The following is a 26,711-nucleotide window of genomic DNA, read 5'->3' as shown; positions in this document are numbered from 1 at the left end:
GGCATTAATCCACGCAATTAATGCTTTGTTAACGCTGCTGTTAGGGCTGTCCGCTTTACTTGCAGCTTATTCCGGTATAATGTACCGGTATAACAAGAGGTGAATGCAAAACCTATGGAGAATCCGGACTGGCCGGGTTCTCCAATTTTTACCGTCACCCGGATTCCACGTTAATAAAAACAGTACATATGAAGCGTATCTTAACGGCTTTCCTGCTGCTGATAGCAGTACCCGCCCTGGCACAATTAAAACACAGCAAAGCATCGCAGTACCCTACTTACCACGGGTTGATCATGGCCGGCTACCAGGGCTGGTTTCGCGCCGCCGGCGATGGCTCCGGCGTCCAACACTACGCCTATGGTGATGAAACCCGCAGCGGCATTGATATGTGGCCGGATGTCAGCGAATATGAAAAAACATATGCCACGCCCTTTAAGCTGGCCAACGGACAGCCCGCCCATTTCTTTAGCTCTTACGATAAAAGCACGGTAGACCTCCATTTCAAATGGATGCAGCAATACAATATCGACGGCGTTTTTATGCAACGCTTTTTTAACAACGCCAAACTTCACGACAGCATCTCCGGCACTATTCTAAAAAATGCTTTTGCGGCGGCTTCGAAATATAAAAGAGCCATTGCCATTATGTATGATCTCTCCGGCCTGAAAGCATCCGGGGAAGATTGTTCCGCGATTATTGAAGACTGGAAATACCTGGTAGACCAGTTGAAAGTGACTAATCAGCCGGGAGCCAAAACTTATCTACAGGAAAATGGTAAACCAATTGTGGCGATCTGGGGCATCGGTTTTCCGGATCGGCCTTACCAGCTCCGCAATATTGGGCTGGACCGGCTGATTAACTTCCTAAAGAATGATCCGGTATACGGAGGTTGTGCCGTGATGCTGGGTGTACCCACTGCCTGGCGCACCCTGCAGGCTGATTGCCTGCCCGACCCCTACCTGCATACCATCATAGAACAGGCAGATATCGTGTTGCCATGGACCGTACAACGCTATTCTCCGTTGTTACACAACGACATGGACCGGTTCCGCGACAATACCATTGCCGACCTGGCCTGGTGCCGCGCCCACAAAGTGGAATACGTTCCCTGTGTATACCCGGGATTTAGTTGGCATAACCTGAGTCGCTACGAATTTCCGGACGATGTAAAGCCCTCCGGGTCAATTCCCAGGCAAGGCGGCCGCTTTTATTGGCAGCAAATCACCACTGCACTCGGCGCCGGTGCAGATATGCTCTATGTAGCCATGTTTGACGAGGTAAATGAAGCAACGGCCATCTTTAAAACGACCAACCAGCCCCCTGTCAGCAATACCACTCCCTTTATTGACCTCGACGGTAAACCCTCCGATCATTATTTATGGTTAACGGGAGAAGCCGCTAAAATGCTGCGCAATGAAATACCGGTCAGTGTAACCATGCCGGAAAGAAAATAAAGGGGCACAAAAAAGGCTGATTAAAGTATCCTTTTAATCAGCCTGGTTATTCTCTATCATTATGAAACAAGCGTATTATCAATACGTTATTTAATCACCTGTACTCCCAGGTATTTACTTTTCGTTAACAAATAAACACCACCCAGGTAAGAAGCAATGCCTACCAACGCAAACATTACCAGCATCCAGATAATTTTACGCCGGTTGCCTTTACGTCTTTCATCCCTGGTCAGGATCATCTGCTCTAATTCCAGCCAGCATTTGCCTGGATCACCGCATTTGAAACGCTCATCCAAACTGCCTGATTTTATCATTTTCTGATAAGCCGCTGCTACTGATTTGGCGTTGGGTATATTGTCCATTAACGCTGTCAACTCTATGGTTTCCGCATCCGCTACGCGCCTGGTTACCGTTGGCTTTTCTGGCAACTTTCTTAGCCCTATACTATCTGCAATCATTTTAAAATAAGAATTCATAATAATGCCTGCATGATTAAAATTGATCTCGGTAATGTATGTACGATAAGTAAGCATGCATAGTTTTAATTTTCCTAAGAAAAACCATTTAGCTATGGTGGACACCGTTTTATCATTTATATACTTTATTTACTTAAATATTGATACCCAGGCAGCTATCTCCTGAAATCCATCACACTAATATGGACACCTAACCATAAAGCCATAAACCATTTACCAACAAGCATTTCCGGGAATCACCCCCCTCAATCCCGCCACTACAGATTTCCTTTAGGAATTATCCCTATTTTTAGCCCATGAAAGTGCTGATTATAGAAGACGAACCTGCGCTCAGAACCAGTATACAGGAATATTTGGAACACCAGGGCTATATCTGTGAACTGGCCGCCGATTTTAAGCAGGCCATCGATAAAGTCAATGAGTTTGACTACGATTGTATTGTAGCAGATATTGGTCTTCCCTTCGGAAACGGACTGGATGTGGTAAAGGAGCTGAAATTACTGGAATCCAAAGCGGGCATCATCATTATCTCTGCCAAAGATTCCCTGGAAGATAAACTCAGTGGCCTGGAACTGGGTGCAGATGATTATCTCACCAAGCCTTTCCATCTATCTGAATTAAATGCCCGCGTAAACGCCATTTTACGCCGTAAAAACTTTGATGGCAATACCACCATCACGTTCGCGGAAATTGTAATCAAACCCGCCTCCAAAACAGTGCTGGTACACAATAAATCTATCACCCTCACCGGCAAAGAATACCAACTATTGCTGTACTTCATCGCCAATCAACACCGGGTAGTGACCAAATCCGCACTGGCCGGACATCTGTGGGGAGATGAATACGACCAGGCCGGCTCCTACGATTTTATCTATACCCACATCAAAAATCTCCGTAAAAAAATGCTGGAAGCTGGCGGAGAAGATTATATCAAAACGGTTTATGGCACCGGTTACCGCTTCGGATAAACCCCGCCCGTAATAAATAAATATACACCGCTATCATGAAGTTGCTGACCAAAACAACCGTTTACTTTTTACTGATCATGTTACCTGTTTTTACAGCAGGCGCTTTCTTCTTCTATACTAAATTCAATAAGGAGATAAAACATGAAACAGATGAAGAACTAATCAACGATAAATTACAGTGGATGCGTTACCTGGATACCGCCAGTGTTAACAATCCCGTTTTCAGCATCCATACACCGGAGTTTAATTTGCAGCCAACAGAAAATACGGCACAAAAAAAACATAAACTAAAAGGCATCAATATTTACCAGGAACCGGAAAATACCTACGCTCCCTTCCGGCAACTATCGCAGGTCATCACCCTGCACAACCAGAACTATGAACTCACGCTGCGCAAGTCGCTCATTGAAAAAGATGACCTGATCAAAAACGTAGCTTATGTAATGCTCACCGCCTTCGGAGGATTATTGATCTTTGTACTGATCACTAACTGGCTGATCAGCAGAAGCGTATGGAAACCATTTTATCACTCCCTCGATAAAATACAACGCCTGCAGTTGAATAAACTGGAGAATACCGTATTTGACCGCACCGCCACACACGAATTTAACCAACTCAATGCGGCACTGAATAATATGACGAGCCGCATTCACCAGGACTATACCAGCATCAAGGAACTCACAGAAGATGCTGCCCATGAAATGCAGACCCCACTTGCTATTGCACAAAGTAAACTGGAATTATTATTACAGGATGATACCCTTTCTGAAACACAGCTCAATGGCATCCTGATGAGCTATGAAGAACTGCAACGCTTATCCAGGCTTAATCACAACCTGCTGCTGCTGGCCAAAATAGAAAATCAGCAATACCCGGTTACCGAACAGCCAGACCTCTGTACCGTAACAGAAAAATATCTACTGCTTTTTGAAGAATTAATCCGGGAGAAGGAAATCAGTATCCATAAAGAAATGACAGACAATGCCCCCTGGCCCCTGCACCCGGCACTCACCGATATCCTTGTGAGTAACCTGCTCGGCAACGCTATCAAATACAATTATCCCAAAGGCAATATTGATATCCGGATCACCGCGCAAACGTTCGTCGTCACCAATACCAGCGAACTACCGGAAATCCCTGCCGCCATGCTGTTTCAACGCTTCAAAAAACAAACTACCGGTTACTCCAATTCCAATGGCCTGGGACTCGCCATCGTAAAAAAAATAGCAGATTCCTATCACCTGCAGATCCGCTATGAGTATAGCAATGGACAACATACCTTTACCGTAACAGCATAATTGCTCAGATTTACTCCAGATTCACTGCTTTACTTTGTGCAGTAAATTATAAGCGCCGTTATATGAAACAAATACTACTGGCCATCACTGTACTCAGCACAGCCCTTCCATTGGCTGCTCAAAATCGTGTAGCCGCTCCCGTTAAGGACACCGTCAAACCTGCCCCGGCAGACACCATCAGCAAAGTGTCCGATCTCAACGAAGTGATTATTACTTCTACCCGTAATAACAGTCGCATTGAAGACCTACCCATGAAAGTAGAAGTGCTGGGTAAAGAAGAAATGCTGGAAGAAAGCGGTATCAAACCAGGTAACGTAGCCAGTATCCTGGGCGACTTATCCGTTATACATATTCAGAACACCTCTGCAGTGAGCGGCAACAACGCCATCCGTATGCAGGGACTGGATGGCAAATACACCCAGTTGCTTCGTGATGGTGTGCCTGTGTATGAAGGCCTCAGCGGCAACTTCGGCGTACTCGCCATTCCGCCATTGGATCTCAAACAAATAGAAATCATTAAAGGATCAGTATCCACCCTGTACGGTGGGGGCGCTATTGCCGGCATCATCAACTTCGTAGCCAAAACACCGGGTAGCAAACCCGAACTCACCATCCTGGCCAACCGCAGCACCCTGAAAGAAACTAACGTAAACGCTTTCTATGCAGAACGATATGGCAAAACAGGACTGACCCTCTTCGCCGGCGTAACTACGCAAAATCCTGTAGACGTCAATAAAGACGGCTTCAGCGACGTACCCCGCCTGCGCCAATACCTCCTCCATCCCCGCTTCTTCTGGTACATCAACCCACAAACTACCCTGGTAGCAGGTTATACCGGTACCATCGAGAAAAGAGAAGGCGGCGACATGCGGGTACTGGAACATCAGGCCGATAATACGCACCAATACACAGAAGTAAATAACAGCGATCGCCACAGTGTAGACCTCCAGTTTACCCGCAAAAACCTGGGCGGCGGTACCCTCGCCATCAAAGGCGTGGGTAGCTTCTTCCACCTGCAAAACGATCAGGGCACCTTTGCCTTGCTGGGTAATCAAACCAGCACCTACGCAGAAGCTTCGTACAACAAAAAAAGCGGCAAACACGACTGGGTAGCAGGACTCAATAACACCGGCGAAATTTACCGTCGCGCCACCGGCGACAGCACCCTGTTAGGCAACTACACCTACAACACCATGGGCGCCTTTATACAGGACGGCTACCACATCACTGATCAGCTCCTGGCGGAAGCCGGACTACGCGCCGACTACCATAACGTATTCGGATGGTATGTATTGCCCCGCCTGGCCTTTGTATACAAACCGGTAGACGACCTTTCCCTGCGACTGAGCGCTGGTACCGGGTATAAATCACCCGCTATCTTTACCGCACAAACACAAACCATCGGCTACCGTAACCTGCTGCCACTGAGCGCAGGTGTAAAATCAGAAAGAAGCCAGGGCATCAACTTCGATGGCAACTACCGCGCCTCATTGGGTAAAGTAGAAATGACCATTAACCAGGCACTCTACTACACCCATATTAAAGACCCCATATTGCCGGTAGCCAGCGCCTCCAATTCAAACATGCTCATGCTGGAAAACATGCCTTACCAGGTAAACAGCCTTGGTACAGATACTTACCTCCGCTTTGCATTGGATCACCTGGAATTATACCTGGGCTACAACCACACCGTTTCCCGGTATAACAACACCGGATCCGTTAATATTCCTTTTGCACCACAGGATAAATTCGCCAGCACCCTGGCGTATGAAATAGAAGGCAAATGGCGCTTTGGCATTGAAAACAGCTGGATAGGTAACCAATACGATTACAACAACCAGAAAACACCTAACTATTGGTTCTGGGCCGCTATGATTTCCCGGCAGTTTGGAGAACATATCACCCTCGTACTGAATGGTGAAAACATCTTCGATGCCCGTCAGGGTAAAAATACGCCGCTCTTTACCGGACCAGTTAGCAATCCATCCTTTGCTAACCTCTGGGGACCTATCGATGGCCGTACCATCAACATGTCCGTAAAATTTAATTTATAGATAATATTGAGAACGGCGTACCTTTGCGATCCTAATTTTCTGTATTAAGATGAAATTCGCAAAAAACAGGTACGCCGTTTTATTTGGCTTCGGCACCCTGCTCCTTATACTGTCATTCCTCGTAAGAACTGCGCTGCTGATCTGGATTTACCCGCAATCCGGCCTCCACTTTTCTGATGTACCGGTTATTTATGGTAAGGGTTTGATATACGATATCGGGGTGGCTTTGTTCTTTACTATCGCCTACGCCTTCTATCTGCTGATATTGCCGCAGCGACTGAATAACACTTTATTCAACCGGCTGTTTACCTATATCGGCTGTTTCCTGGCCCTCATGATCCTCATATTTTCCTTCTTTGCAGAATTCACTTTCTGGGGAGAATATGCCGGTCGCTTCGACTTTATTGCGGTAGATTATCTCATCTACACGTACGAAGTAATCAGCAATATCAACGAATCTTACCCGCTGCCCCTGCTGATTGGAGGCGTATTGTTGTTTACCTTGCTGCTTACCTGGGGCCTTGCCCGCCGTGGTACTTTCCGCCGGAGCTTTCAATCCAATACCTCTTTCGGGAAAAGGCTTTTCACCTTTGCAGGCCTCCTTGGGTTATTATTGCTGCATACTTTTCTGATCAGCAACACCTGGGCTGAGCAAAGCAAAAACCGCTATGCACAGGAGCTCTCCAAGGCAGGTGTGTACTCATTTGTATCTGCCTACCTCAACAATGAACTGGCATACGACAAATACTATTTACAGGAAGATAATAACCGTGCTTTTGAACACCTGCGTACCCTGCTGCAATCACCCGATAGCCGCTACCTGGAAAACGGCAACAGTATACTCAGAAGCATTACAGATACCACCACAAAGGTGTCGCCCAATGTGATCATGGTGACTATCGAAAGCTTCAGCGCCGACTTCATGACACGCTTCGGTAATACGCAACATATCACACCAGTACTGGACAGCATCGCCAAACAGGGTATCTTGTTTACCGGGATGTACGCCACGGGCACCCGCACCGTGAGAGGCATGGAAGCCCTCTCCCTCGCTGTGCCGCCTACACCCGGACAAAGTATTGTACGCCGCAAAAACAATGAAGGCCTGTTTTCTATCGGGCAAATCTTTGAACAGGCCGGCTACGAAAGCACCTTCTTCTATGGCGGCGACGGATACTTCGATAACATGAACAAATTTTTTGGCAACAACGGCTATGATATCACCGATCGTCTCCGCAATAAATTTGTGCACGATGAAATCACCACTACCCGCACCAATATACCAGACAGCGACGTGCATTTTGAAAATGCCTGGGGCATCTGCGATGAAGATATTTACAACGCTGCCATCAAAAGCGCGGATGCAAAGTATGCCGCCGGAAAGCCGTTCTACGACTTCATCATGACCACCTCTAATCACCGTCCTTACACATACCCTGCCGGCAAAATAGATATTCCATCCGGTACCAGCCGCGAAGGCGCCGTGAAATATACCGACTATGCCATCGGGGAATTCCTGAAAAATATCAGCACCAAACCATGGTTTAAAAATACGGTAGTCATCTTTGTAGCCGACCATTGCGCCAGCAGCGCCGGCAAAAATGAAATTGAAATCAGTAAATATCATATCCCCTGCATCGTGTACAATGTGCCAGGGGTTGCACCACAGGAAATCAACGCCATGTGCTCCCAGATCGATATTTACCCTACCCTGCTCGGTTTACTGCATTGGAGCTACAATAGCAAGCTCTATGGTAAAAACGTGCTGGAACCAGGCTATCAGCCACGTGCCATGGTGAGCACCTACCAGAAACTGGGCTACCTGGAACCCGGCAAGCTGCTCATCCTCAGCCCGCAACAAAAAGCTGAATGCTTCAACTGGAATGAGGCCCACAATGAGCAACACCCTGCTCCGATGGACAGCTCCCTGCTCAAAAATAGCATTGCCAACTATCAAACTGCTTACTTCCTGTTTAAAAACGGGGGAATGAAAAAATAATAAAATAAGGCCGGGGTAATAAAATACCCCGGCCTTATTTTTAAACAAATTATCAGGAAACCCACAAAAATTTCACCCTATTTCTGCACTTAATTCCCTAAATTTATTTTTCCGGTATTCTTAAGATTGTTTTTGTACCCACCGGCACGCATAATCTGGCCTCTTTTTTAAGTTGCATTCAAATGATGTATAAAAGCACTGTCCCTGTTGACAGCCATACCGCATTTATGTATTTGTTGGAACAGCAACCGAAACTATAAAATTAATATTATTCATGCTGGCTACTACTTTTACAGATCCCTTCCGTCATGATCCTGCCAATGGGGAACTGAAAAACAGTGCGCAAGGCCATGAACAAAATATACACCAGCAATTACTGGAAATAATTGGTCGCATACACGTGGATTTTCCCGCATGTCATCATTTGTCCGAAGCATATGAACGCCTGCTGCCAGCCCTGCTTTCACTGCTGAATGGTACACATGGTTTTGTGGGAGAAGTCACCAAAAGCCGGGAAGGCGGCATTCGCCTACAACCGCTGGCCGTTATCAATCCCCTGCCCGAAAGCGAAGGGAGTGTGGTAGCCGCGTTGCAGGGAGTGGCACATACCGGCCAACCACAAATCAGCCACCTCAATAACACCGCTACTTTTATCGGTTTGCCGGTGATTTTTCAACAGGAAATATTGGTAGTCATTGGCCTGATCAGCCCCACCACCGCCTACACGAAAGATACCCTTCTTTTCCTCCAGCCACTGCTGCAGGTATTGGGCTATCACCATGTAAACGCGCAGGCCGTTCGTCACTATCAACAACTGAAACAAAACCATATTGCCCTCAAATCAGAATGGGAAGCACTCATGCTGACACTGGATGATATCGTGTTTGAAATGAATGACCAGAAAGCTTTTACCAAAATATGGTGCAACCAGGAAAGCCTCCTGTTTCGTCCACGGGAAGAAGTAATTGGCAAAACCATTTCGGAAGTACTCGGCCAACACGCCGTTGCTTTTAATCGCCTGGCAGATAAAATTCTTCGCACAGGAGAATCACAACAATATATCTACCCCGATATCCGGCACGACCTGGAACATTGGTATGAAATAAAAATGACGCTGATCAAAAGCCCCGGACCCAAACGCATACTCATCCTGATCAGAAATATTTCTGCCAGGGAAAGACAACACCTGGCCTACCAGCAGGCACAGTCAGAACTTAAACGGAGTAACCAGTTGCTGGGTATTTGTCAGCAGATGGGAAAAATGGGCGGCTGGGAATTTAATGTGGTTACCGGAGAAATGTACTGGACCCGGGAAGTATATGCCCTGAGAGAAGTGCCAAACGATTACCCTGTTACGCTTCAGGGCGCAGCCAGTTTCTATCATCCGGACGACCAACCCACTTTCATCGCCGCCAGGGATCGCCTCTTCAATGAAAAGATTCCCTTTGACCTGGAAATACGCCAGGTGTCTGCCAAAGGGAAAAAAACCTGGGTGCGTTCAGTAGGCAGGCCGGTATATAATAGCAACGGTATCCTCACCCACTTCCGGGGCATTATCATGGATATTACTGACAAAAAAGATACAGAACTGGCGCTCACCACCGCCAGGGATAACGCACAAAAAGCAGCACAGGCCAGAAGCGAATTCTTATCTGTGATGAGCCATGAAATCCGTACCCCTTTAAATGCGATCATTGGCATTGCCAACATACTGGAGGGCAGCCCGGTGACGGAAGATGCAGATATCATTCATAGCCTGCAATTCTCCGCCAACCATTTGCTGGGCCTCATCAATGACATCCTCGACTTCAGCAAAATGGAATCCGGAAAAATTGAGTTGGAAAAAATCCATTTCGATCCGGCCACGCTGATACAAGGCATTTGCAACAATTATCTGCCATTGACAAAAGCCAAGGCGATTGCCTTACACACACATATCGATAAAAGGCTGCCAGCCCGCATTACCGGTGACCCGGTACGGCTGTCGCAGATCATCAACAACCTCCTCAGCAATGCCATCAAATTTACCAAAGAAGGCAGTGTAACTGTATCCGTGCAACAGGAAGTAACGACTGATAATTACTGCCGGATTTCCTTCCAGGTAAAAGATACCGGGATTGGTATTGTACCCGAAATGCACGATAAAATATTTGAAACCTTTGTACAGGAAGATTCCGCCACTACCCGCCACCATGGCGGCACAGGATTGGGACTCGCCATCACTAAAAAACTGGTCACCTTGCACAACAGCGACATTACACTGGAAAGCAAAAAAAATGAAGGCACCTCCTTCCGCTTTGAGATAGATTTTCCCGTGCCGGAAACCAACGCCAACCTGCTCCGGCAAAAAGAACCGCATACACCCGGATTCCTGGAAGGTATGCGCCTGCTGGTAGTAGAAGACAATGCCATTAACATCCGCATTATTGGCTTGCAACTGAAAAGCTCCGGCGTCACCATCGTTACCGCCAACAACGGCCGGCAAGCACTGGAAAAAATGCAGGAGCAATCATTCGATGGCGTCGTCCTCGACCTCCATATGCCGGAAATGAATGGCTATGCCACCATTCCGCATATCCAACACCTGCAACCCAATGCATTCATTATTGTACTGACCGCCGATGTAATGCCCGAAGTAAAAGAACGCCTGGCGCAGCTGCAGGTAAAAGATATGCTGCCCAAGCCTTATGCCGCTGAAGATCTGCTGCATATGCTGGCGCAATACAGCAAAGTATCATCGCCACGGGATTGATGTGTTTTGTAGTACCTTCGCGCCTGCACAAAAGCCAACAATATGCTTACATCTTCTTTGTCGGCCCGCGATCTCGACGTGATCTGGCATCCATATACACAAATGCAAACAGCGCCTGCGCCCATTGGGATTGTACGCGGACAGGGCGCCCTCCTTTTTGATGAACAAAACAATGCCTACCTGGATGCTACTTCCAGCTGGTGGGTAAATATACACGGTCATGCACATCCGCATATTGCACAGCAACTGGCCGCCCAGGCGCTACAATTGGAACATTGCATCTTTGCCGGATATACGCACCCGCCGGCAGTAAACCTCGCCGAACGCCTGCTGAAAATCCTGCCGGATAACCAACGCCGCGTTTTTTACTCCGACAACGGATCCACCGCCATTGAAGTAGCACTGAAAATGGCCATACAATACTGGGATAACAAAGGAATCCGCAAACAAAAAATACTCGCATTTAAAAATGCCTACCACGGCGATACCTTTGGCGCCATGAGCGTGAGCGGCAGAAGTGTATTCACCCGCGTGTTCGACGACCTTCTGTTTGACGTTCATTTCATCGATGTCCCCACCGCGGACAACATCTCCCAAATTATAAATACTATTGCCGCGCTACAACCGGAAGATATTGCCGCCTTTGTTTTTGAGCCATTGCTGCAAGGCTCCGGAGGCATGATCATGTATGAAGCGCCCGCGTTCGAACAACTACTGCAATACTGTGCAGCCCAACAGATACTGCTCATTGCTGATGAGGTAATGACGGGCTTTGGCAGAACCGGTAAAAACTTCGCCATGGAATATGTGCACACACAGCCGGATATGATTTGTTTGTCCAAAGGGCTTACCGGCGGCAGTATGGCGCTGGGCGTTACCACCAGCACCGCAGCAGTGTATGAAGCCTTTCTGTCCAACGACAAGCTAAAAACGTTATTCCACGGCCACTCTTTTACGGCCAACCCACTGGCCTGCACCGCTGCACTGGCCAGCCTGGATCTCTTTACCGATCCTGCCTGCGCCGCCAACCGGCAACGGATACATGAAAAGCATGTGGCATTCCTGGCAGAACTGCAACAGATACCCGTCATCAAAAATCCCCGGCTATTAGGCACCATTCTCGCGTTCGAAATTATTACTACTAACGCCGATGGTTACACGAATGCATTGGCAGATCACCTGCATCGCTTTTTCCGGGAAAAAAGAATCATGCTACGTCCATTAGGTAACACCTTGTATATACTGCCTCCCTATTGTATTACCAACGAACAACTGGACCAGGTTTATGCCAGTATCCGGGAGCTGATACCAACGCTTTAATACGCATAAAAAGGGCCGCAACTATTTAGCTGCGGCCCTTTTCAAATGCATTCACCTGTATCGTTATTTTACCGGCACAGCAATTTTAGTATCATCCCACTCAAATACCACGGCATTACCAGGCAATGTGAAAGTGAGTTTTTCAGCGGGTGTAGACAGCGCTTCGCGCTTTACTTTCACCGCTACCACGTCTTCACCTTTATTCTTTTCATAATCGTACGCACCCCATTGTCCCAGTTTACCATTGAGGATCACAGTCCAGGTTTTAGGATCCGGAATAGAGAACAAAGTGTAAGTACCCGCTTTAACAGGTTTGCCGCCAAAAACCACATCTTTACTGAAAGTGATTTGAGTAGCTTCATCTGCACCAGTACGCCATACTTTACCAAATGGTTCCAGGGTACCAAAAATTACGCGGCCGTTTTTAGACGGTTGTCCGTAAACTACTTTAATACCGTTGGCTTCTGTTGTAACGTGAGGGCTTTTACGCGGTTTTTCCTGTGCAAAAACGAGGCTGGTAACGGCCAAAAATAAGGTTGCCAAAAAGAAATGTTTCATTTTGTTAGTTTTTTCTGGAATAAGAAGAATTTTTCAAGAAAGCTTTATCCTTTAAATTAAACCATTAAATCTGTTGTAAACAAAACATTGGGATCAATGGTAAAATAACTCCATATTATTTCTTCTCACAGCTATTGCTCAGCTTCGTCAAACCAGCTTCCATGGCAGGACCATAAATCCGGTCGGTCACAAAGCCCCTTAATTTCCACCAGGGCAGCATGCCCAGCTTAATTTCCATATGCCAGAATATAGCCGTACCGGTGCCATCAGCCGTAGGTTTCAGCTCTATGCCACCATGTACTGGCCGGGCATTTTTAATGTCCAGCAGGTAATGTATACCTTTCGTAGAATCGCTATCCAGGATGGTTACCTTTCCACTGCTTTCTTTACCCTCCCAGCTGTACCAGGCGCCAGTGCCCGCTGCGGGTGAAGAAAATACCAGGTTAGCTGTAGTATCCGGCCGGGTCCAGGGATTCCAGGACTCCCAGGCCTTCAGGTCGCCCACATGGGCATACACCACACTGATAGGGGCCCGGATCACACCGGTACGCTCCACTACGCCCGTGGAAGGGAATAATAATGACAACAAAAAAATCATACTGCCCAAAATAACTACACTGAGCAGCAATAGCTTAATAAAACGCATAAACAGAAATTACAGCTAACGAATGCATGCCCAAAGCCGGCATGCTTATGATCTGGCGGCCGACAACCGCTTTATATTCTCTAATCCTTTTTCAAAATCTTTCCCTATCCACTTATCCATCATCAGCCCCATGACCTTTCTCAGCGGATGCTGACCAGTATTACAAACCATGCCCCAGGTAACCAGTGTGCCCCCGGCAATGGCATCAAAACGAAAATAGCCCCTGGCAACGCCCATGGCCATAAAATCGTTATCAGTGGCAATGTATTGATCCTCCCTCGATTCCGTCACAGACATATGGCCCCGTCCTACATTACGGTTATTACTTTCCCAGCTGTATCCCGCACCTACTCCACTCTCCTTTTCACCATACGTGATCTTCGTGGCAGGGTCCAGCTCCTTCCAGGGCGACCATAACTCCCAGTTACGGACAACATTCACCAATGGGAAAATAACCCCGGGCGCTGCCGGCATTACCAGGGAACGCTCCACTTTAACAGTGGGTGACAGGAAAAAACTAAAAATGAAAAGCCCCAGCACAAGGACGATAAATGCACCCAGAATAATGAAAAAGGCTTGCATCTGACTGGATTTTAGATAGCACAAATCTACTAAAATCAGACTACTCCCATTTGAATACTTTCACGGCTACCGCATACACGATAATACCCCATAAAGTCAAAATGGCAATATCCCAGCCCACATGCCACAGATGCTGCCCCTCAAAGGCCACTTTACGCAACGCATCAATCAGGTAAGTGAGCGGCATTATTTTACAGATAGGCTGCAACCAGCCCGGGAAAGAGTCGATCGGGAAAAAGGTGCCCGCCAGCAGGAACTGCGGCAAGGTAACAATATTCGCCAGCGGTGGAATGGTGCTTTCGTTCTTGGCTAAACTACTCACCACAAAGCCAAAGCCCATAAATACCAGCAGCCCGAATACGGATAATACCAGCATTTCCAGGAAAGTGGCAAAACCGTGCACCAGCGTAAACCCAAAGGCAAAATGCCCCAGTGCAATGATCACCACAGAGCTGATCAGCTGGAAAATCATCCGGCTCAGCGCTTCTGCCAGTACAATATAGGTGCGCTTGATCGGAGTAGCGAAGAAACGCTTGAGTACCAATGTTTGACGCATATTATAAAACAGGAAAGCGGTGCCAAATACGGCGGCACTCATGAGCGCAAAGCCCAGCTGTCCGGGTAAAATAAAGTCGATGGTCTTGAATTCACGTCCGGGGATCTCTGTTTGCTTGAAAACAGCCACAGATGGACGTTTATAACTTACATCATCCAGTTGGGTGGTCACACTCTTCAATATCCCCATCAGGATCATTTTCTTACCGGCATCAGAAGCGGTGGAAGTACGGATATTGACCTCATAATGGGGTACGGAATCATTCCCAGGAACCGGCACTATATTTAAAATGGCTACCAGTCTGCCTTTCTTCAGATCATCCTCCATTTCGGCTGCTGGCTGAGTGGTGACCAGCTTCAAAGTACCCGCCTGCTGTAACCCCTGGTAAAACTTGGTAGTAATATCGGTTTGGCGGTCTACGCCTACTTTTACAGAAACAGAACTCCCCCCAATAAACCCAAACACCAGGATAAATACCAGCGGGAACCCCAAACTAAACACCACGGCGGAAGGACTGCGGAATATACCCCTTAAACTTCCTTTCGTTATAGCCAACATGGCCCTCAACTGATTGTACTTAGCTCCTTTCATCCTATTTTCTAAAGTTGCAGGCAAAACTACAATAAAAATGCAGAAGCTAAAAGCACAAAGCACAAAGCTATAAAAGCGAATGACCGGAGCGTATGAGTTTAAGTACTCGCTCCGGTCATTCGCTTTTATAGCTTTGTGCTTTAAGCTTTCCGCTTTCTGCTCGTTTTAGAAACTGGTATATTTAAACGGCAACATCCTGGCCTGTATCCGGCCATGCAGCTGCTGTACATCTTTTAACTCCTGGTACAATTCGTAGTTTGTGCCCAGCTCTTTTTTCACCATGCTGGTACGGGCTTCTGCGCCTAACCCTCTCAGGAAACGGCCAATCTTGTTCTTTTTGGCTTCCGGATATTCCCTCAAGCGATAATCAGACAGCTTAGCCAAATGGGCAGCACAAGCCAGTGCTTCTTTTACACCACCAATACGGTCTACCAGTCCCAGTTCTTTTGCCTCCAGGCCGCTCCATACGCGTCCTTGTGCAATGCTGTCTACCACCGCCGGGTCCAGCTTTCTACCCGCTACTACGCGTGATTTGAAGGAGGCATAAGTGCTGTCAACCCCATTCTGGATAAAGCGCTTCTCTCCGTCTGTCAGCGGACGCCCCATGCTGCCCAGGTCAGCATACTGTGCGGTTTTCACCCCATCAAAAGTAACACCCAGCTTATTTTTAAAGAAGTCCTGCATATTAAACATCACACCAAATACGCCGATAGAACCGGTTAAGGTATTCGGTTCCGCAAAAATGCTGTCGGCCATACAGGAAATATAGTAACCGCCGGAAGCAGCGTAATCCCCCATGGAAACAACTACAGGTTTTACTTTCTTTGCCAGCGACAACTCCCGCCAGATCACTTCAGAAGCCAATGCACTACCTCCACCGGAATTCACACGGAACACGATGGCTTTTACACTTTTATCTTCCCTTACCTTACGGATTTCGCTGATATAATCTGCACTGGCAATATTAGTCCCCCTGTCGGATTCTCCATCTACGATATCTCCTTCCGCGTAAATCAGGGCAATTTTTCCATCAGCGGTACTGATTGGTAAGTCTGCTGCTACATTGTATTTTCCGAGGGAAACAAAATTGATGGCATCATCTGCTTTGGTAGCGGTTTTGCTTTTCAATTCTGCGGTTATTTCATCATCATATTTCAAACCGTCTACCAACTTATATTTCAGGGCATCATTCGGTTCCTGGATCATATTTTCGTTAGCATAGCCATGCAACGCAGCAGTATCTATATTACGCGCCTTACCAACGCCTGCCAGGAAATGACCATATAACTCACCCAGGAACTGGGTAGTCTGAACACGGTTAGCCTCAGTCATCTGCGTTTCACGTAAGGGTTCTGTGGCACTTTTAAATTTACCACAGTAGAAAATTTCAGGCTTTATTTCCAACTTTTCCAGCAAACCTTTTACAAAAGGTATTTGCGTGGAGAAACCCGTGAAATCCAGTCCTCCTTTGGGATTGAGGTAAACTTTATCGGCAGCAGACACCAGGTAATAAGCCCCCTGGCCAATTACTTCGCCATACGCATATACGAATTTACCTGATTTACGGAAGCGAAGCAGGGCATTACGCAACTCTTCTGTACTGGCAAAACCACTGGGGTTACCGTTTACTTTCAGATAAATACCTTTGATATTATCATCATTGGCGGCGTTTTCGATTAATCGCACGGCCTGAAACAAACCGGGAGTTTCTCCTTCGTCATCCTGCAGGAAGGTGCCCAGCGGACTTGACATCGTTTGTTCCTTGTACGATTGACCGGTTTCCAACACCAGGACAGAATTGGGGCTAATGGTGATTTGATTGGGGGCTAAAGCCTTGCCTAACATCACCAGCAATACGATGACGCATATACCCGCAAATGCAATAAATGCAAGCAGGGCGGCCAGAAAAACTTTGAAGAAACGCATATTCTTTTGTTAAGATGAAACTGAGGTGGAAAGATACATTTTTTCAAAAATAAGGAATATGGCTACTTTTGGGATTCGAAATCTACATGAATACAGCAATATTACTTATAGGTGGCAATTTAGGCGACCGTACCGCGAACCTTGAAAAGGCGGTACAACTAATCGCCGAAACAGCCGGCGAGGTCGTAAAGATCTCCTCCTTATACCAGACCGCTCCATGGGGAGCCGTAGACCAGCCTGATTATCTGAATCAGGGGGTAGCAATCCGTACAACAATGGATGCACTAACGTTACTGCATACACTGTTGGAAATAGAAAGAAAAATTGGTCGGATCCGCCAGGAGAAATGGGGTTCCAGGGTCATTGACATTGACCTCATCTTCTTTAACGACAGTATCCTGTCGTTGCCGGATTTAAAAATACCTCATCCACAGATGCAGCTACGGCAATTTGTACTGGTACCTTTACTGGAAATTATTCCGGACTATGTACATCCCGTGCTGCATAAAACCGTAAAGGAACTGGCGGAGAACTGCCCGGATACTTTACCCGTTAACCGCTACCAGCTTCCCTAACGGACTGGCTAGCTTACACACTAAACAAAATATTCATGCATTATAAATTTATTACGGTAGAAGGAAACATTGGCGCTGGCAAAACTACATTGGCCAATATGCTGTCTGCTCATTTTTCTGCCAAATTAATCCTGGAAGAATTTGCAGACAATCCATTTCTGCCGCTGTTCTATGAACGCCCCCAGCAATACGCCTTCCCGCTGGAGTTGTTTTTCATGGCAGAACGTTACAAGCAACTCAAGGAAATGCTGCAGTCAAAGGATCTTTTCAGTGATGTCATCATCTCCGATTATCTCTTTATCAAAAGCCTGCTATTTGCAAAAGTAAACCTGCCGGAAGAAGAATATGCCTTGTACCAGAAGTTATTCGATATTATTAATCCGCAATTGGTACAACCCGATTTGCTGATCTTCCTGAATGCCCCGGTAACCAAGCTGCAGGAAAATATCAAACACCGCAATCGCACCTACGAACAACAAATTCCGGATGAATACCTGATGAGCGTACACGACACCTACATGCAGTATATCAAACAACATCCTGTACGTACACTTGTGGTAGACACTACCAAAGTAGATTTCATCCGTCAGCCGGACGATTTCAAAAACCTGTTGGCGGCGCTGGAAAAGGAGTATGCCCCAGGGGTGCACTATTTGAAACTGGAGCAGAAAGCATAAAGCAGAAAGCAAAAAGCTATTGTAGCGAATGATCAAAGCGTATCCGCAACTGTCATTCGCTACAATCGCTTTTTGCTTTCTGCTTTACGCCTTCTGCTTCCCAGCAATAGCTGTCGCGGCTACAAAGCCGCTGGTCCATGCGTGCTGAAAGTTGAAGCCACCGGTAATACCATCTACATCCATCACCTCTCCGGCGAAATATAAATCAGGCACCAGCTTACTTTCCATGGTAGCCGGGTCTATTTCACTGAGGGTAATCCCCCCACAGGTCACAAACTCTTCTTTGAAAGTTGTTTTACCTTTTACCGGGAATTCCATGCTCACCAACAGTTTCATCAAACGATTCTGGTCTTTTGCCGGCAGGTCGGCCCAGCGCATATCTTCGGGGATGCCTACCTGTTGCAGCAAAAACTGCCAGAGCCGTTGTGGTAAGCCGAAAGGATTTTTATGATGCAGTTTTTGTTTTCCTAACTCAAAACGCAGATGTTGCCAGTCTTCCCGCAGGCTATTCTCATTATACTGTGGCAGCCAGTTCACAATAGCAGTAAATGTATACTGTAACTGCTGCAGCTCCCGGGCGCCCCAGGCAGAGAGTCGGAGTACAGCAGGACCGCTCATGCCCCAGTGAGTAATCAGCAGCGGACCTTGCTCCTGTAGTTTGGTGCCGGCAATTTTAACATGTGCGGTATGTGCCACGCCCATCAGGCTGGTAACAGGATTCCCCGGCATATTAAAAGTAAACAGGGAAGGCGCCGGAGGCACTACGCTATGTCCACTCTGCAACAGCCAGGCGAATTTATCCGCCTGCGCATATCCACCAGCGGCAATACACAGGTAATCGGCTGTGAGAGTGCCACCATTTTGCAGTTGCAGCTGCCAGCCACCGCCAGGGCCTTTCTTAAAGGAAGTTACTTCGGTATTGGTACGGATACTTAAGCGGTATTTATCTGCCTCACGCAACAGGCAGTCGATAATCGTCTGGGAACTATCTGTCACCGGGAACATACGGCCGTCGTCTTCTGCCTTCAGTTTCACCCCTCTTTCCGCAAACCAGTTGATCGTATCTGTCACAAAAAAGCGGGAAAATGATTTTTTGACAAAATTTTGCCCCCTTGGATAACGTTTAGCCATATACGTAATATCCGGTGCGTTGTGGGTCACATTACACCTGCCGCCTCCACTTACCTTCACTTTGGATAGTAGCTTGCCTGTTTTCTCCAACAGCACTACTTCCAGCTGCGGGCAAAGTCGGGCTGCATTTACCGCACAAAAAAATCCGGCAGCTCCACCGCCTGCCACCACTAAACGTTTTTGTTCTGAACTCATTAAAATCTTGTTAAAACCATGGCTTGAACACGCAATAATAACAAACCTGCGATTAATTACCGATTAATCTTCCGAAGTTTATATTTTTACATATATTATACTGGCTCAAAATATATTACATGCAACCGCACCTGAAGAAAAAGAGACATCACCTGAAATGGATGATCCCTGCCGTTCTGTTGACCGGCGCAATGAGTGCACTGGCTATACTACCTTCGCCCAACGATTGGTCCGATCGCATAGTAAAGGCATTACAAACATTCGGCGCCCGTTACCCTGCCGAAAAAGTATATCTCCACCTGGATAAAGACTACTACGCTGCTGGTGAAACCATCTGGTTTAAAGGCTATATCACCCTGCAGGGAATGCCTTCCACCACCGCCACAAATCTTTATGTGGAGTTGCTGGATAAGAATAATAACGTTGTACAAAAGAAACTGTTTGCGGCCGGTAATGCCGGATCTCCGGGCAACTTCGACCTGCCGGAAACCCAGAAACCCGGCGTATACCAGCTCCGTGCTTATACCGCCTGGATGCTCAACTTCGATCCCGCTTTCAGCTATAGCAGAACCATACAAATATTTGATCCTTCCCAAAAAACGGTTGCTCCGCCCGATAGCGTTACTACGCCCGACTTTGCCGTACAGTTTTTCCCGGAAGGAGGTAACCTTATCGCCGGTCAGCCTAACGTCGTAGCGTTCAAAGCGATCGACAATAACGGCTACCCCACTGAAGTTACCGGTACCGTGAAAGATGCCAAAGGCGCCAACCCGGTAGCCCTCAAATCCGTACACGACGGGATGGGTACCTTCGATATCACCCCCGCCAACGGACAGGATATTTTCCAGGCAACCATAAAAAATGCCAAAGGACAAACCAAAACATTTGCCCTCCCCGCGCCCGTTACCACCGGCGTTTCCCTGAAAGTATTCAATAAAGGCAGCCGCATCTTCTACCAGGCCGTTCCTGCGAATGTAAGCGACACTGCCTTCAACGACCTCGTAATCGTTGCCCAGATGGGCTCCCAGCTGGTATACAAAGCCACCCTGGATATCGGCGAAGGCCGTATCAGCGGCTTTATCCCGGCAGACCACCTGCCCTCCGGTATCTTACACATCACCCTCTTCGCTAAGTCCGGTCTGCCGCTCTCTGAAAGGCTCTCCTTCGTCCGCAAAAATGACCTCCTCCAAATGGATGTACTGGATGCCGACACCCACAAAGAGCCCAGAGCCAAAAATGCCATAGAAATACGCCTGCCGGATTCTATGCAAACCAGTATCTCTATGTCTATCACAGATGCAGATGCCGTACCGGTAGATAAAAATTCCAATAATATCGTATCTACCTTCTTACTCACCTCCGATCTGAAAGGCTACATATACAACCCTTCCTGGTACTTCCGCAACGAAGCCGATTCCACCCTCCGTGGCCTCGACCTCGTGATGATGACCCATGGTTGGACACGATTCAGCTGGGAAAAAATCGTGAAGAACGAATTCCCGGAAATCAGGTTCCCTTACGAACAAGGACTGCTCATGAAAGGACAGGCTACCATGTTGAATGGCCGCCCAATGCCTACCGGTAAACTGGATATGATCATCCGCCTGCCAATAGACAGCTCCTCCATGTTTGCTTCCGCTCCTATCAACGAGAAAGGAGAATTCGAAATTGCCAACATGGTATTCCCGGATACCGCCTACATCTACTACCAGGGAAATGACCTCGTGAAAAAAGGAGTAGACGTAAACGTGAAGTTCGATAACCACTTCTTTGAACGTCCTACACAAATTAAAATACCTTATCCACTGCGTATACCACCTGCAGTAGATAATAATGCACTGAAACAATTCCTCACCAGCGCCTCAGAAGGCAATAAGGTAAACCGTTCTATCAACAATAAAATGGTATACCTGAAAGAAGTAAACGTAAATGCAGCCAAAGTAAAACCGGAAGAAACCACGGAGAAACGTTATACCTCCGGTATGTTCTCCGGCGGCGATGGCTACACCTTTGACCTCACCAAGGAAAATCCGATTGCACTCAACGTATTCCAATACCTGCAATCAAAAGTAGCAGGCCTCCAGATTACCGGCGACTACAACAATCCGTCCCTCTCCTGGCGGGGTGGTAAACCAGGCTTATACCTGAATGAAATGCAAACAGATGTGAGTATGCTGAGCACCCTCTCCATGCAGGATATTGCGCTCGTTAAAGTATTCCGTCCTCCGTTTATGGGTGGCTTTGGCGGCGCTAATGGCGCTATCGCAGTATACACCAAAAAAGGCGGCGATAACGCCCCTAAAAACGATCCAAGTATCCGCGGTTTCAAATTGTATAAAAAGGCCGGCTATACCATCGTAAAACAATTCTACTCCCCGGACTACTCCGTGAAGAAAGAAGTACATGCTTTACCTGATAAACGCCTCACCCTCTACTGGAACCCGAACGTAGCAGTGGATACCCTCACGCATACTGCGAGAATACAATTCTATAACAACGATTTCACCAAACGTTTCCGTCTGGTAGTGGAAGGTATTGCGGATGATGGTAGCGTAGGCAGACTGGAACAGGAATTATAAAAGCGGATTTTTGTCTTTTCCAGGATTATACTGATTATACTGATTTTTAGTTTTTTTGATTATAAAAGATTAGGGAAGATGAAAGCGAATATCCGCATTCATCTTCCCTAATCTTTTATAATCTTCCAAAATCAAAAGTAAAAATCAGTATAATCAGTATAATCCTGGAAAAGACAAAAATCCGCTTTTATAAAATCAACAAGGGCGTCACAATCCCCACAGAGAAACGGAAGTTATCATTGTTCACCATGCCAAATTTCGTTTGTGCGTAATTGCTATAACGGTACACCCGTCCTATCATATTAGCATACACTTTTAAATTGACGGTCTTAAACGGATATACCTCTACCCCCGGTATATATCCCCAGGCGGTACGCAGCTTTTTATCTTTGTTAGGATCGGGATTGCCATCCCAATAAGCAAAATCCACCATCCCGGTTAAGGCCAGGTGTACAATGCGACTCAGTTTAATATCCACACTCAGCCAATGGCCCATGTACCGGACACCCTGCACCGCTTTCTTATCGGGTGTAAAGCTGCTAACTAATAACTTACGATCCAGGTTCTCCAGGCTTAATTTAAAATCATATTGCAGCCGGAAATTATGCAACGATAACTGGTTACCGAAAGCAAAATAATTCATGTACTGGTGCGTAGCTTCTTTAAAAATACTGTAAGACCAGATAGTACTAAACTTGCCATCAAATAAATTGCCCCGCCAGTTAATCACGGCAGCGAAAGGAAATTTACTTTCAGTAATACCGGGAATGGTGTCGTATAATTCCTTGAATGTTTTGGTGCGGCTGTTTAATATCTGGAAAGTAAACTCATTGTTCTTGTCTGGCAGAAAGCCCACCCCGGCGCCGGTCAGGAAGTTATCTGCATACTCAATGATGTCTGAGTATTCATAAATGTCAATAGGGTTTAAATCAAATTCATAACCGCCCCAGTCGGCACATAACTTACCGGCATATATTTTCCATTTCTCATTCGGATCAAAACGTACATATGCCAGGTCGGTGGATCTGCTGAGATTATCAACTGATTGCGTGGCGGGATCACGGGTATAGCGGTCGCGGAAACGGAAATACAGTTTATCCGATACTTTACCTTTGATTTCCAGCCGGAACTGTTCATTCACAAAACGGGAACCAGTATACGTTCCATTTTGGAAATCATTGCGGAAGGCAACACGCATATTGGCAAGCACATCTACGTTATTCAATAAAGATTGCTTGCTGACAGGAATCAACGGGGTATGCAGGGTATCATTTTTTGCTTCCTGCTGCTGTGCAGATGCAGTAATAGCGCACAATAGCAGGCACGCCATCAGCCATTTGAGGATATGCATAATCAATAGATTTCGGAAGTAACCAGCCTGTATATTGTATTACCACAATATTCCTGCGAGGACGAAGCCCACTGCTACAGAAACCGCCACGCTCACAATACCAGGTATCATAAAACTATGGTTCACCAGGAATTTACCAATATGTGTACTGCCGGTACGGTCAAAGTTAATGGCCGCCAGCAGTGTAGGATAGCCGGGTAAAACGAAGTCACCATTTACCGCCGGAAACATGGCTACCAGGTGAGGAGGAATAATGCCAAGCGATAATCCCAACGGCATCAACGCCTTGGTAGTAGCGGCCTGGCTAAAGAGCAGGATGCTCAGGAGGAACAGGGCAATAGCAAATGTCCAGGGAGCAGAACGAACCATGTCTCCCAGCGTATGTTCTATAATGTCGGTATTGGTTTGCATAAACGTAGCACTCATCCACACTACGCCAAAAATAGACACCACTGCCTGCGCACCGGAACCAAACAAACTTGCTTTGGCTACGGCTGCAGTAGAGGTTTTACACAGCAGCATAATAGCCGCGGCAGCAGCCAGCATCACCAGTTCTATCACAGCAGCCATTTTGATATTACCTGCCCCATCTACAGACAGGTTGCTGGTACCAGGACCAAAAGAAGGCAACATGGCCGGGAAAGCACCTACCAATACAATCAGCAATACTGCTAATCCAAAAATCAACACGGATGATTTTGCACCAGGTAACAAAGGCGCTGCTGCAGTAGCCGAATCTGCATTAATACTGGCCGCAAATTCAGGGTCTTTCATTTTTTCGAGAAACAGCGGATCCTGGTCCAGCTCCTTCCCTTTTTTCCAACATACCACCACGCCTGCCAGCGTGCCAATCAAGGTAGCCGGAATACATACTTTCAAAATTTCCAGGAGCTCTACCTTACCACTCAATATCGTTAATAACGCCGCGGTAGCAGCAGATATAGGGCTGGCCGTAATGGCCAGGTGGGAAGAAATCACCGATATACTCAAAGCCCTTTCCGGACGTATTCTTTTTTTGGTAGATACTTCTGCAATAATGGGCAACAGCGAATACGTGATATGCGCAGTACCCGCAAACAACGTAAACATATAGGTGACCAATGGCCCCAGTAATACAATCAGCGAAGGCTTGCTGCGCAATATTTTTTCGGCCAGCCGTACCAGGTAATCCATTCCCCCGGCTGCCTGCAAAGTAGCTGCCGTGCTCACCACCGCGAGAATAATCAGCATCACATCAATCGGCGGATCGGCAGGACGCATCCGGAACAGGAATATATAAATGGCCAATGCCACCATTCCCATCACTCCCAGGCCGATACCTTTCATACGGGCACCTACGAGGATAGCCCCCAACAAAATTGCAAATTGTAACCAGATCATATGAAGCGTGTATATCTGATGATTAGCTGTTCCTACACTGCAAACCGGCTCCAACAAAGCAATAGCGCCGGAACTAAAACAGGCAGTCAGCCGGCATAACCGGGCGACTGCCTTCGTACTTTATTGTATAAATTGGGGTCTGATCAGGTTGTCAAAAGTGAAAATCTCATCCCACTTCTCTTGTGTTACCCACTTCTTTTCCTTTACTGCCAGGTCATGCACAGATTTGCCTGTTTCCAGTGCTTCCCTTGCAATCGCAGAACATTTTTCATAACCGATAATAGGATTCAACTGTGTAACAATACCAATGCTGTGCATCACCATTTCTTTGGTACGGTCTGCATTGGCAGTGATCCCCACCACACATTTATCTTTCAACGTTTGACAAGCATTATTCATATAAGTGATGGCCGTAAATAACGCAAACGCGATAGTGGGCTCCATTACGTTGAGCTGCAATTGTCCGGCTTCGGCGGCCATAGTGACCATCAAATCGGCGCCAATCACATAAAATGCGGTTTGGTTCACCACTTCCGGGATCACTGGGTTTACTTTACCAGGCATAATAGAAGACCCGGGCTGCATAGGCGGCAGGTTAATTTCGTTTAAGCCTGTACGTGGGCCGGAAGATAATAACCGCAAATCGTTACATATCTTGGAAACCTTTACCGCAGTACGTTTCAGCACACCGGATAATTGTACATACGCGCCGGTATCATAAGTAGCTTCAATCAGATCGCCTGCCAGGATGAGCTCCAGGCCGGTGATAGTGGCCAGGTGTTTGGTTACCAGTTCTGCATATCCTTTGGGGGCATTTACACCGGTACCAATAGCGGTGGCCCCCATATTGATTTCAGAGATCAGGCGTTTGCTTTCTTCCACGCGTGCCAGCTCTTCGTTGATATTGGTAGCGAAAGCTTTGAATTCATCGCCCATGCTCATTGGCACCGCATCCTGTAATTGGGTGCGTCCCATTTTCAGTACGTTCTTAAACTCTTCTCCCTTGGCAGCAAAGGCATCTGCTAGTTGTCCGAGGGTTGCTTTATACCCGGTGAGTTTATTGATGAGGGCTATACGAAAAGCAGTAGGATATGCGTCGTTGGTAGACTGGGAACAGTTTACATGGTTGTTCGGATGACAGAATTCATATTGCCCCTTTTCTTTGCCCATCATTTCAAGCGCCACATTGGCTATCACTTCATTGGCATTCATATTCACAGAAGTACCGGCTCCGCCCTGTATCAGGTCGCTCAGGAACTGGTCGTTGAACTCGCCGGCTATCACGCGATCGCAGGCCTTAATAATATGTTCTGCAATATTTTTATCAAGTACGCCCAGGTCGCGATTGGCCATGGCTGCACCTTTCTTTACATAGCCCAATGCCTGTACGAAAATGGGTTCTACCTTCAGGGGAATACCCGTAATATGAAAATTCTCAATTGCACGCAGGGTTTGAATACCGTAATAAACGTTTTGTGGTATTTCTTTTTCACCAAGGAAATCATGCTCAATTCTCTTTGCCATATTTAAAGTAATTTAGGCTTGAAAGTTAAACGCATTTACAACAATGAAACAATGCGAATTGTTTTATTTTATCTTAAAGAGGAGCGCTTTTATTAGTATTTTACTTGTTGTTCACGAAT

General features: G+C 46.9%; 20 protein-coding genes. 10 read left to right on the top strand and 10 right to left on the bottom strand.

Going from position 1 to position 26,711, the window contains the following annotated elements:
- Nucleotides 1–188 precede the first annotated feature (188 nt).
- On the top strand, nt 189–1,454 hold the full coding sequence (locus tag AC5ZC7_RS06210) for a glycoside hydrolase family 99 protein (protein WP_496160460.1): 1,266 nt from the start codon (nt 189–191) through the stop codon (nt 1,452–1,454).
- Between the two features lie 86 nt (nt 1,455–1,540).
- Here AC5ZC7_RS06210 and AC5ZC7_RS06205 read toward each other — a convergent pair whose 3' ends face one another.
- Complete coding sequence (locus AC5ZC7_RS06205) at nt 1,541–1,930, bottom strand: hypothetical protein (protein WP_496160461.1); 390 nt, start codon at nt 1,928–1,930, stop codon at nt 1,541–1,543.
- A 296-nt stretch (nt 1,931–2,226) separates the two neighbouring features.
- Here AC5ZC7_RS06205 and AC5ZC7_RS06200 point away from each other — a divergent pair, with 296 nt between their 5' ends.
- From AC5ZC7_RS06200 to bioA, 6 genes are all read left to right on the top strand, one after another.
- Nucleotides 2,227–2,898 (top strand): response regulator, encoded by a 672-nt coding sequence (locus AC5ZC7_RS06200; RefSeq protein WP_496160462.1) that lies wholly within the window; start codon nt 2,227–2,229, stop codon nt 2,896–2,898.
- Nucleotides 2,899–2,933: 35 nt separating this feature from the next.
- The gene (locus AC5ZC7_RS06195; RefSeq protein WP_496160463.1) at nt 2,934–4,196 is read left to right on the top strand and encodes a PorY family sensor histidine kinase; all 1,263 of its coding nucleotides are present in this window, start codon (nt 2,934–2,936) and stop codon (nt 4,194–4,196) included.
- Between the two features lie 62 nt (nt 4,197–4,258).
- On the top strand, nt 4,259–6,250 hold the full coding sequence (locus tag AC5ZC7_RS06190) for a TonB-dependent receptor domain-containing protein (RefSeq protein WP_496160464.1): 1,992 nt from the start codon (nt 4,259–4,261) through the stop codon (nt 6,248–6,250).
- Nucleotides 6,251–6,299: 49 nt separating this feature from the next.
- On the top strand, nt 6,300–8,249 hold the full coding sequence (locus tag AC5ZC7_RS06185; protein ID WP_496160465.1) for a sulfatase-like hydrolase/transferase: 1,950 nt from the start codon (nt 6,300–6,302) through the stop codon (nt 8,247–8,249).
- 274 nt (nt 8,250–8,523) lie between these two features.
- Entirely contained in the window at nt 8,524–11,001 is a 2,478-nt protein-coding gene (locus AC5ZC7_RS06180) for an ATP-binding protein (protein ID WP_496160466.1), read from the top strand.
- A 42-nt stretch (nt 11,002–11,043) separates the two neighbouring features.
- Nucleotides 11,044–12,321 (top strand): adenosylmethionine--8-amino-7-oxononanoate transaminase, encoded by a 1,278-nt coding sequence (gene bioA / locus AC5ZC7_RS06175; protein ID WP_496160467.1) that lies wholly within the window; start codon nt 11,044–11,046, stop codon nt 12,319–12,321.
- Nucleotides 12,322–12,384: 63 nt separating this feature from the next.
- On the opposite strand, the gene AC5ZC7_RS06170 is transcribed toward bioA, so the two are convergent.
- From AC5ZC7_RS06170 to sppA, 5 genes are all read right to left on the bottom strand, one after another.
- A complete protein-coding gene (locus tag AC5ZC7_RS06170) occupies nt 12,385–12,879 on the bottom strand; it encodes a DUF2911 domain-containing protein (RefSeq protein WP_496160468.1) in 495 nt (164 codons plus the stop codon).
- A gap of 115 nt (nt 12,880–12,994) precedes the next feature.
- Nucleotides 12,995–13,525, bottom strand: coding sequence for an SRPBCC family protein (locus tag AC5ZC7_RS06165; protein WP_496160469.1), 531 nt, complete (start codon nt 13,523–13,525; stop codon nt 12,995–12,997).
- 45 nt (nt 13,526–13,570) lie between these two features.
- Nucleotides 13,571–14,107: an SRPBCC family protein gene (locus AC5ZC7_RS06160; protein ID WP_496160470.1), complete on the bottom strand. Its 537-nt coding sequence runs from the start codon at nt 14,105–14,107 to the stop codon at nt 13,571–13,573.
- A 40-nt stretch (nt 14,108–14,147) separates the two neighbouring features.
- Nucleotides 14,148–15,254 carry an ABC transporter permease gene (locus AC5ZC7_RS06155; protein WP_496160471.1) on the bottom strand — a complete coding sequence of 369 codons (1,107 nt, stop codon included), beginning with the start codon at nt 15,252–15,254 and terminating at the stop codon, nt 14,148–14,150.
- A 165-nt stretch (nt 15,255–15,419) separates the two neighbouring features.
- Nucleotides 15,420–17,180 (bottom strand): signal peptide peptidase SppA, encoded by a 1,761-nt coding sequence (sppA, locus tag AC5ZC7_RS06150; RefSeq protein ID WP_496160472.1) that lies wholly within the window; start codon nt 17,178–17,180, stop codon nt 15,420–15,422.
- An 86-nt stretch (nt 17,181–17,266) separates the two neighbouring features.
- Between sppA and folK the strand changes: the two genes are divergently transcribed.
- Both folK and AC5ZC7_RS06140 read left to right on the top strand, forming a co-directional pair.
- The gene (gene folK, locus AC5ZC7_RS06145) at nt 17,267–17,755 is read left to right on the top strand and encodes a 2-amino-4-hydroxy-6-hydroxymethyldihydropteridine diphosphokinase (RefSeq protein WP_496160473.1); all 489 of its coding nucleotides are present in this window, start codon (nt 17,267–17,269) and stop codon (nt 17,753–17,755) included.
- A gap of 35 nt (nt 17,756–17,790) precedes the next feature.
- A complete protein-coding gene (locus tag AC5ZC7_RS06140) occupies nt 17,791–18,432 on the top strand; it encodes a deoxynucleoside kinase (protein WP_496160474.1) in 642 nt (213 codons plus the stop codon).
- A gap of 84 nt (nt 18,433–18,516) precedes the next feature.
- Here the strand turns inward: AC5ZC7_RS06140 and AC5ZC7_RS06135 are convergent, their stop codons facing one another.
- Nucleotides 18,517–19,758 (bottom strand): aminoacetone oxidase family FAD-binding enzyme, encoded by a 1,242-nt coding sequence (locus AC5ZC7_RS06135; protein ID WP_496160475.1) that lies wholly within the window; start codon nt 19,756–19,758, stop codon nt 18,517–18,519.
- A 119-nt stretch (nt 19,759–19,877) separates the two neighbouring features.
- On the opposite strand from AC5ZC7_RS06135, the gene AC5ZC7_RS06130 reads away from it, so the two are divergent.
- The gene (locus AC5ZC7_RS06130) at nt 19,878–22,337 is read left to right on the top strand and encodes an MG2 domain-containing protein (RefSeq protein WP_496160476.1); all 2,460 of its coding nucleotides are present in this window, start codon (nt 19,878–19,880) and stop codon (nt 22,335–22,337) included.
- 187 nt (nt 22,338–22,524) lie between these two features.
- Here AC5ZC7_RS06130 and AC5ZC7_RS06125 read toward each other — a convergent pair whose 3' ends face one another.
- The 3 genes from AC5ZC7_RS06125 to aspA form a co-directional block, all read right to left on the bottom strand.
- Nucleotides 22,525–23,688: a porin gene (locus AC5ZC7_RS06125; RefSeq protein WP_496160477.1), complete on the bottom strand. Its 1,164-nt coding sequence runs from the start codon at nt 23,686–23,688 to the stop codon at nt 22,525–22,527.
- A gap of 39 nt (nt 23,689–23,727) precedes the next feature.
- Nucleotides 23,728–25,068, bottom strand: a complete 1,341-nt coding sequence (locus AC5ZC7_RS06120; RefSeq protein ID WP_496160478.1) for an anaerobic C4-dicarboxylate transporter family protein — start codon at nt 25,066–25,068, stop codon at nt 23,728–23,730.
- 120 nt (nt 25,069–25,188) lie between these two features.
- Nucleotides 25,189–26,592 (bottom strand): aspartate ammonia-lyase, encoded by a 1,404-nt coding sequence (aspA, locus tag AC5ZC7_RS06115; protein WP_496160479.1) that lies wholly within the window; start codon nt 26,590–26,592, stop codon nt 25,189–25,191.
- Between the last annotated feature and the right edge of the window lie 119 nt (nt 26,593–26,711).

The sequence above is a fragment of the Chitinophaga sp. 9-1-y genome, from assembly GCF_059511905.2.
This window is presented reverse-complemented; position numbering and strand designations above follow the sequence as displayed.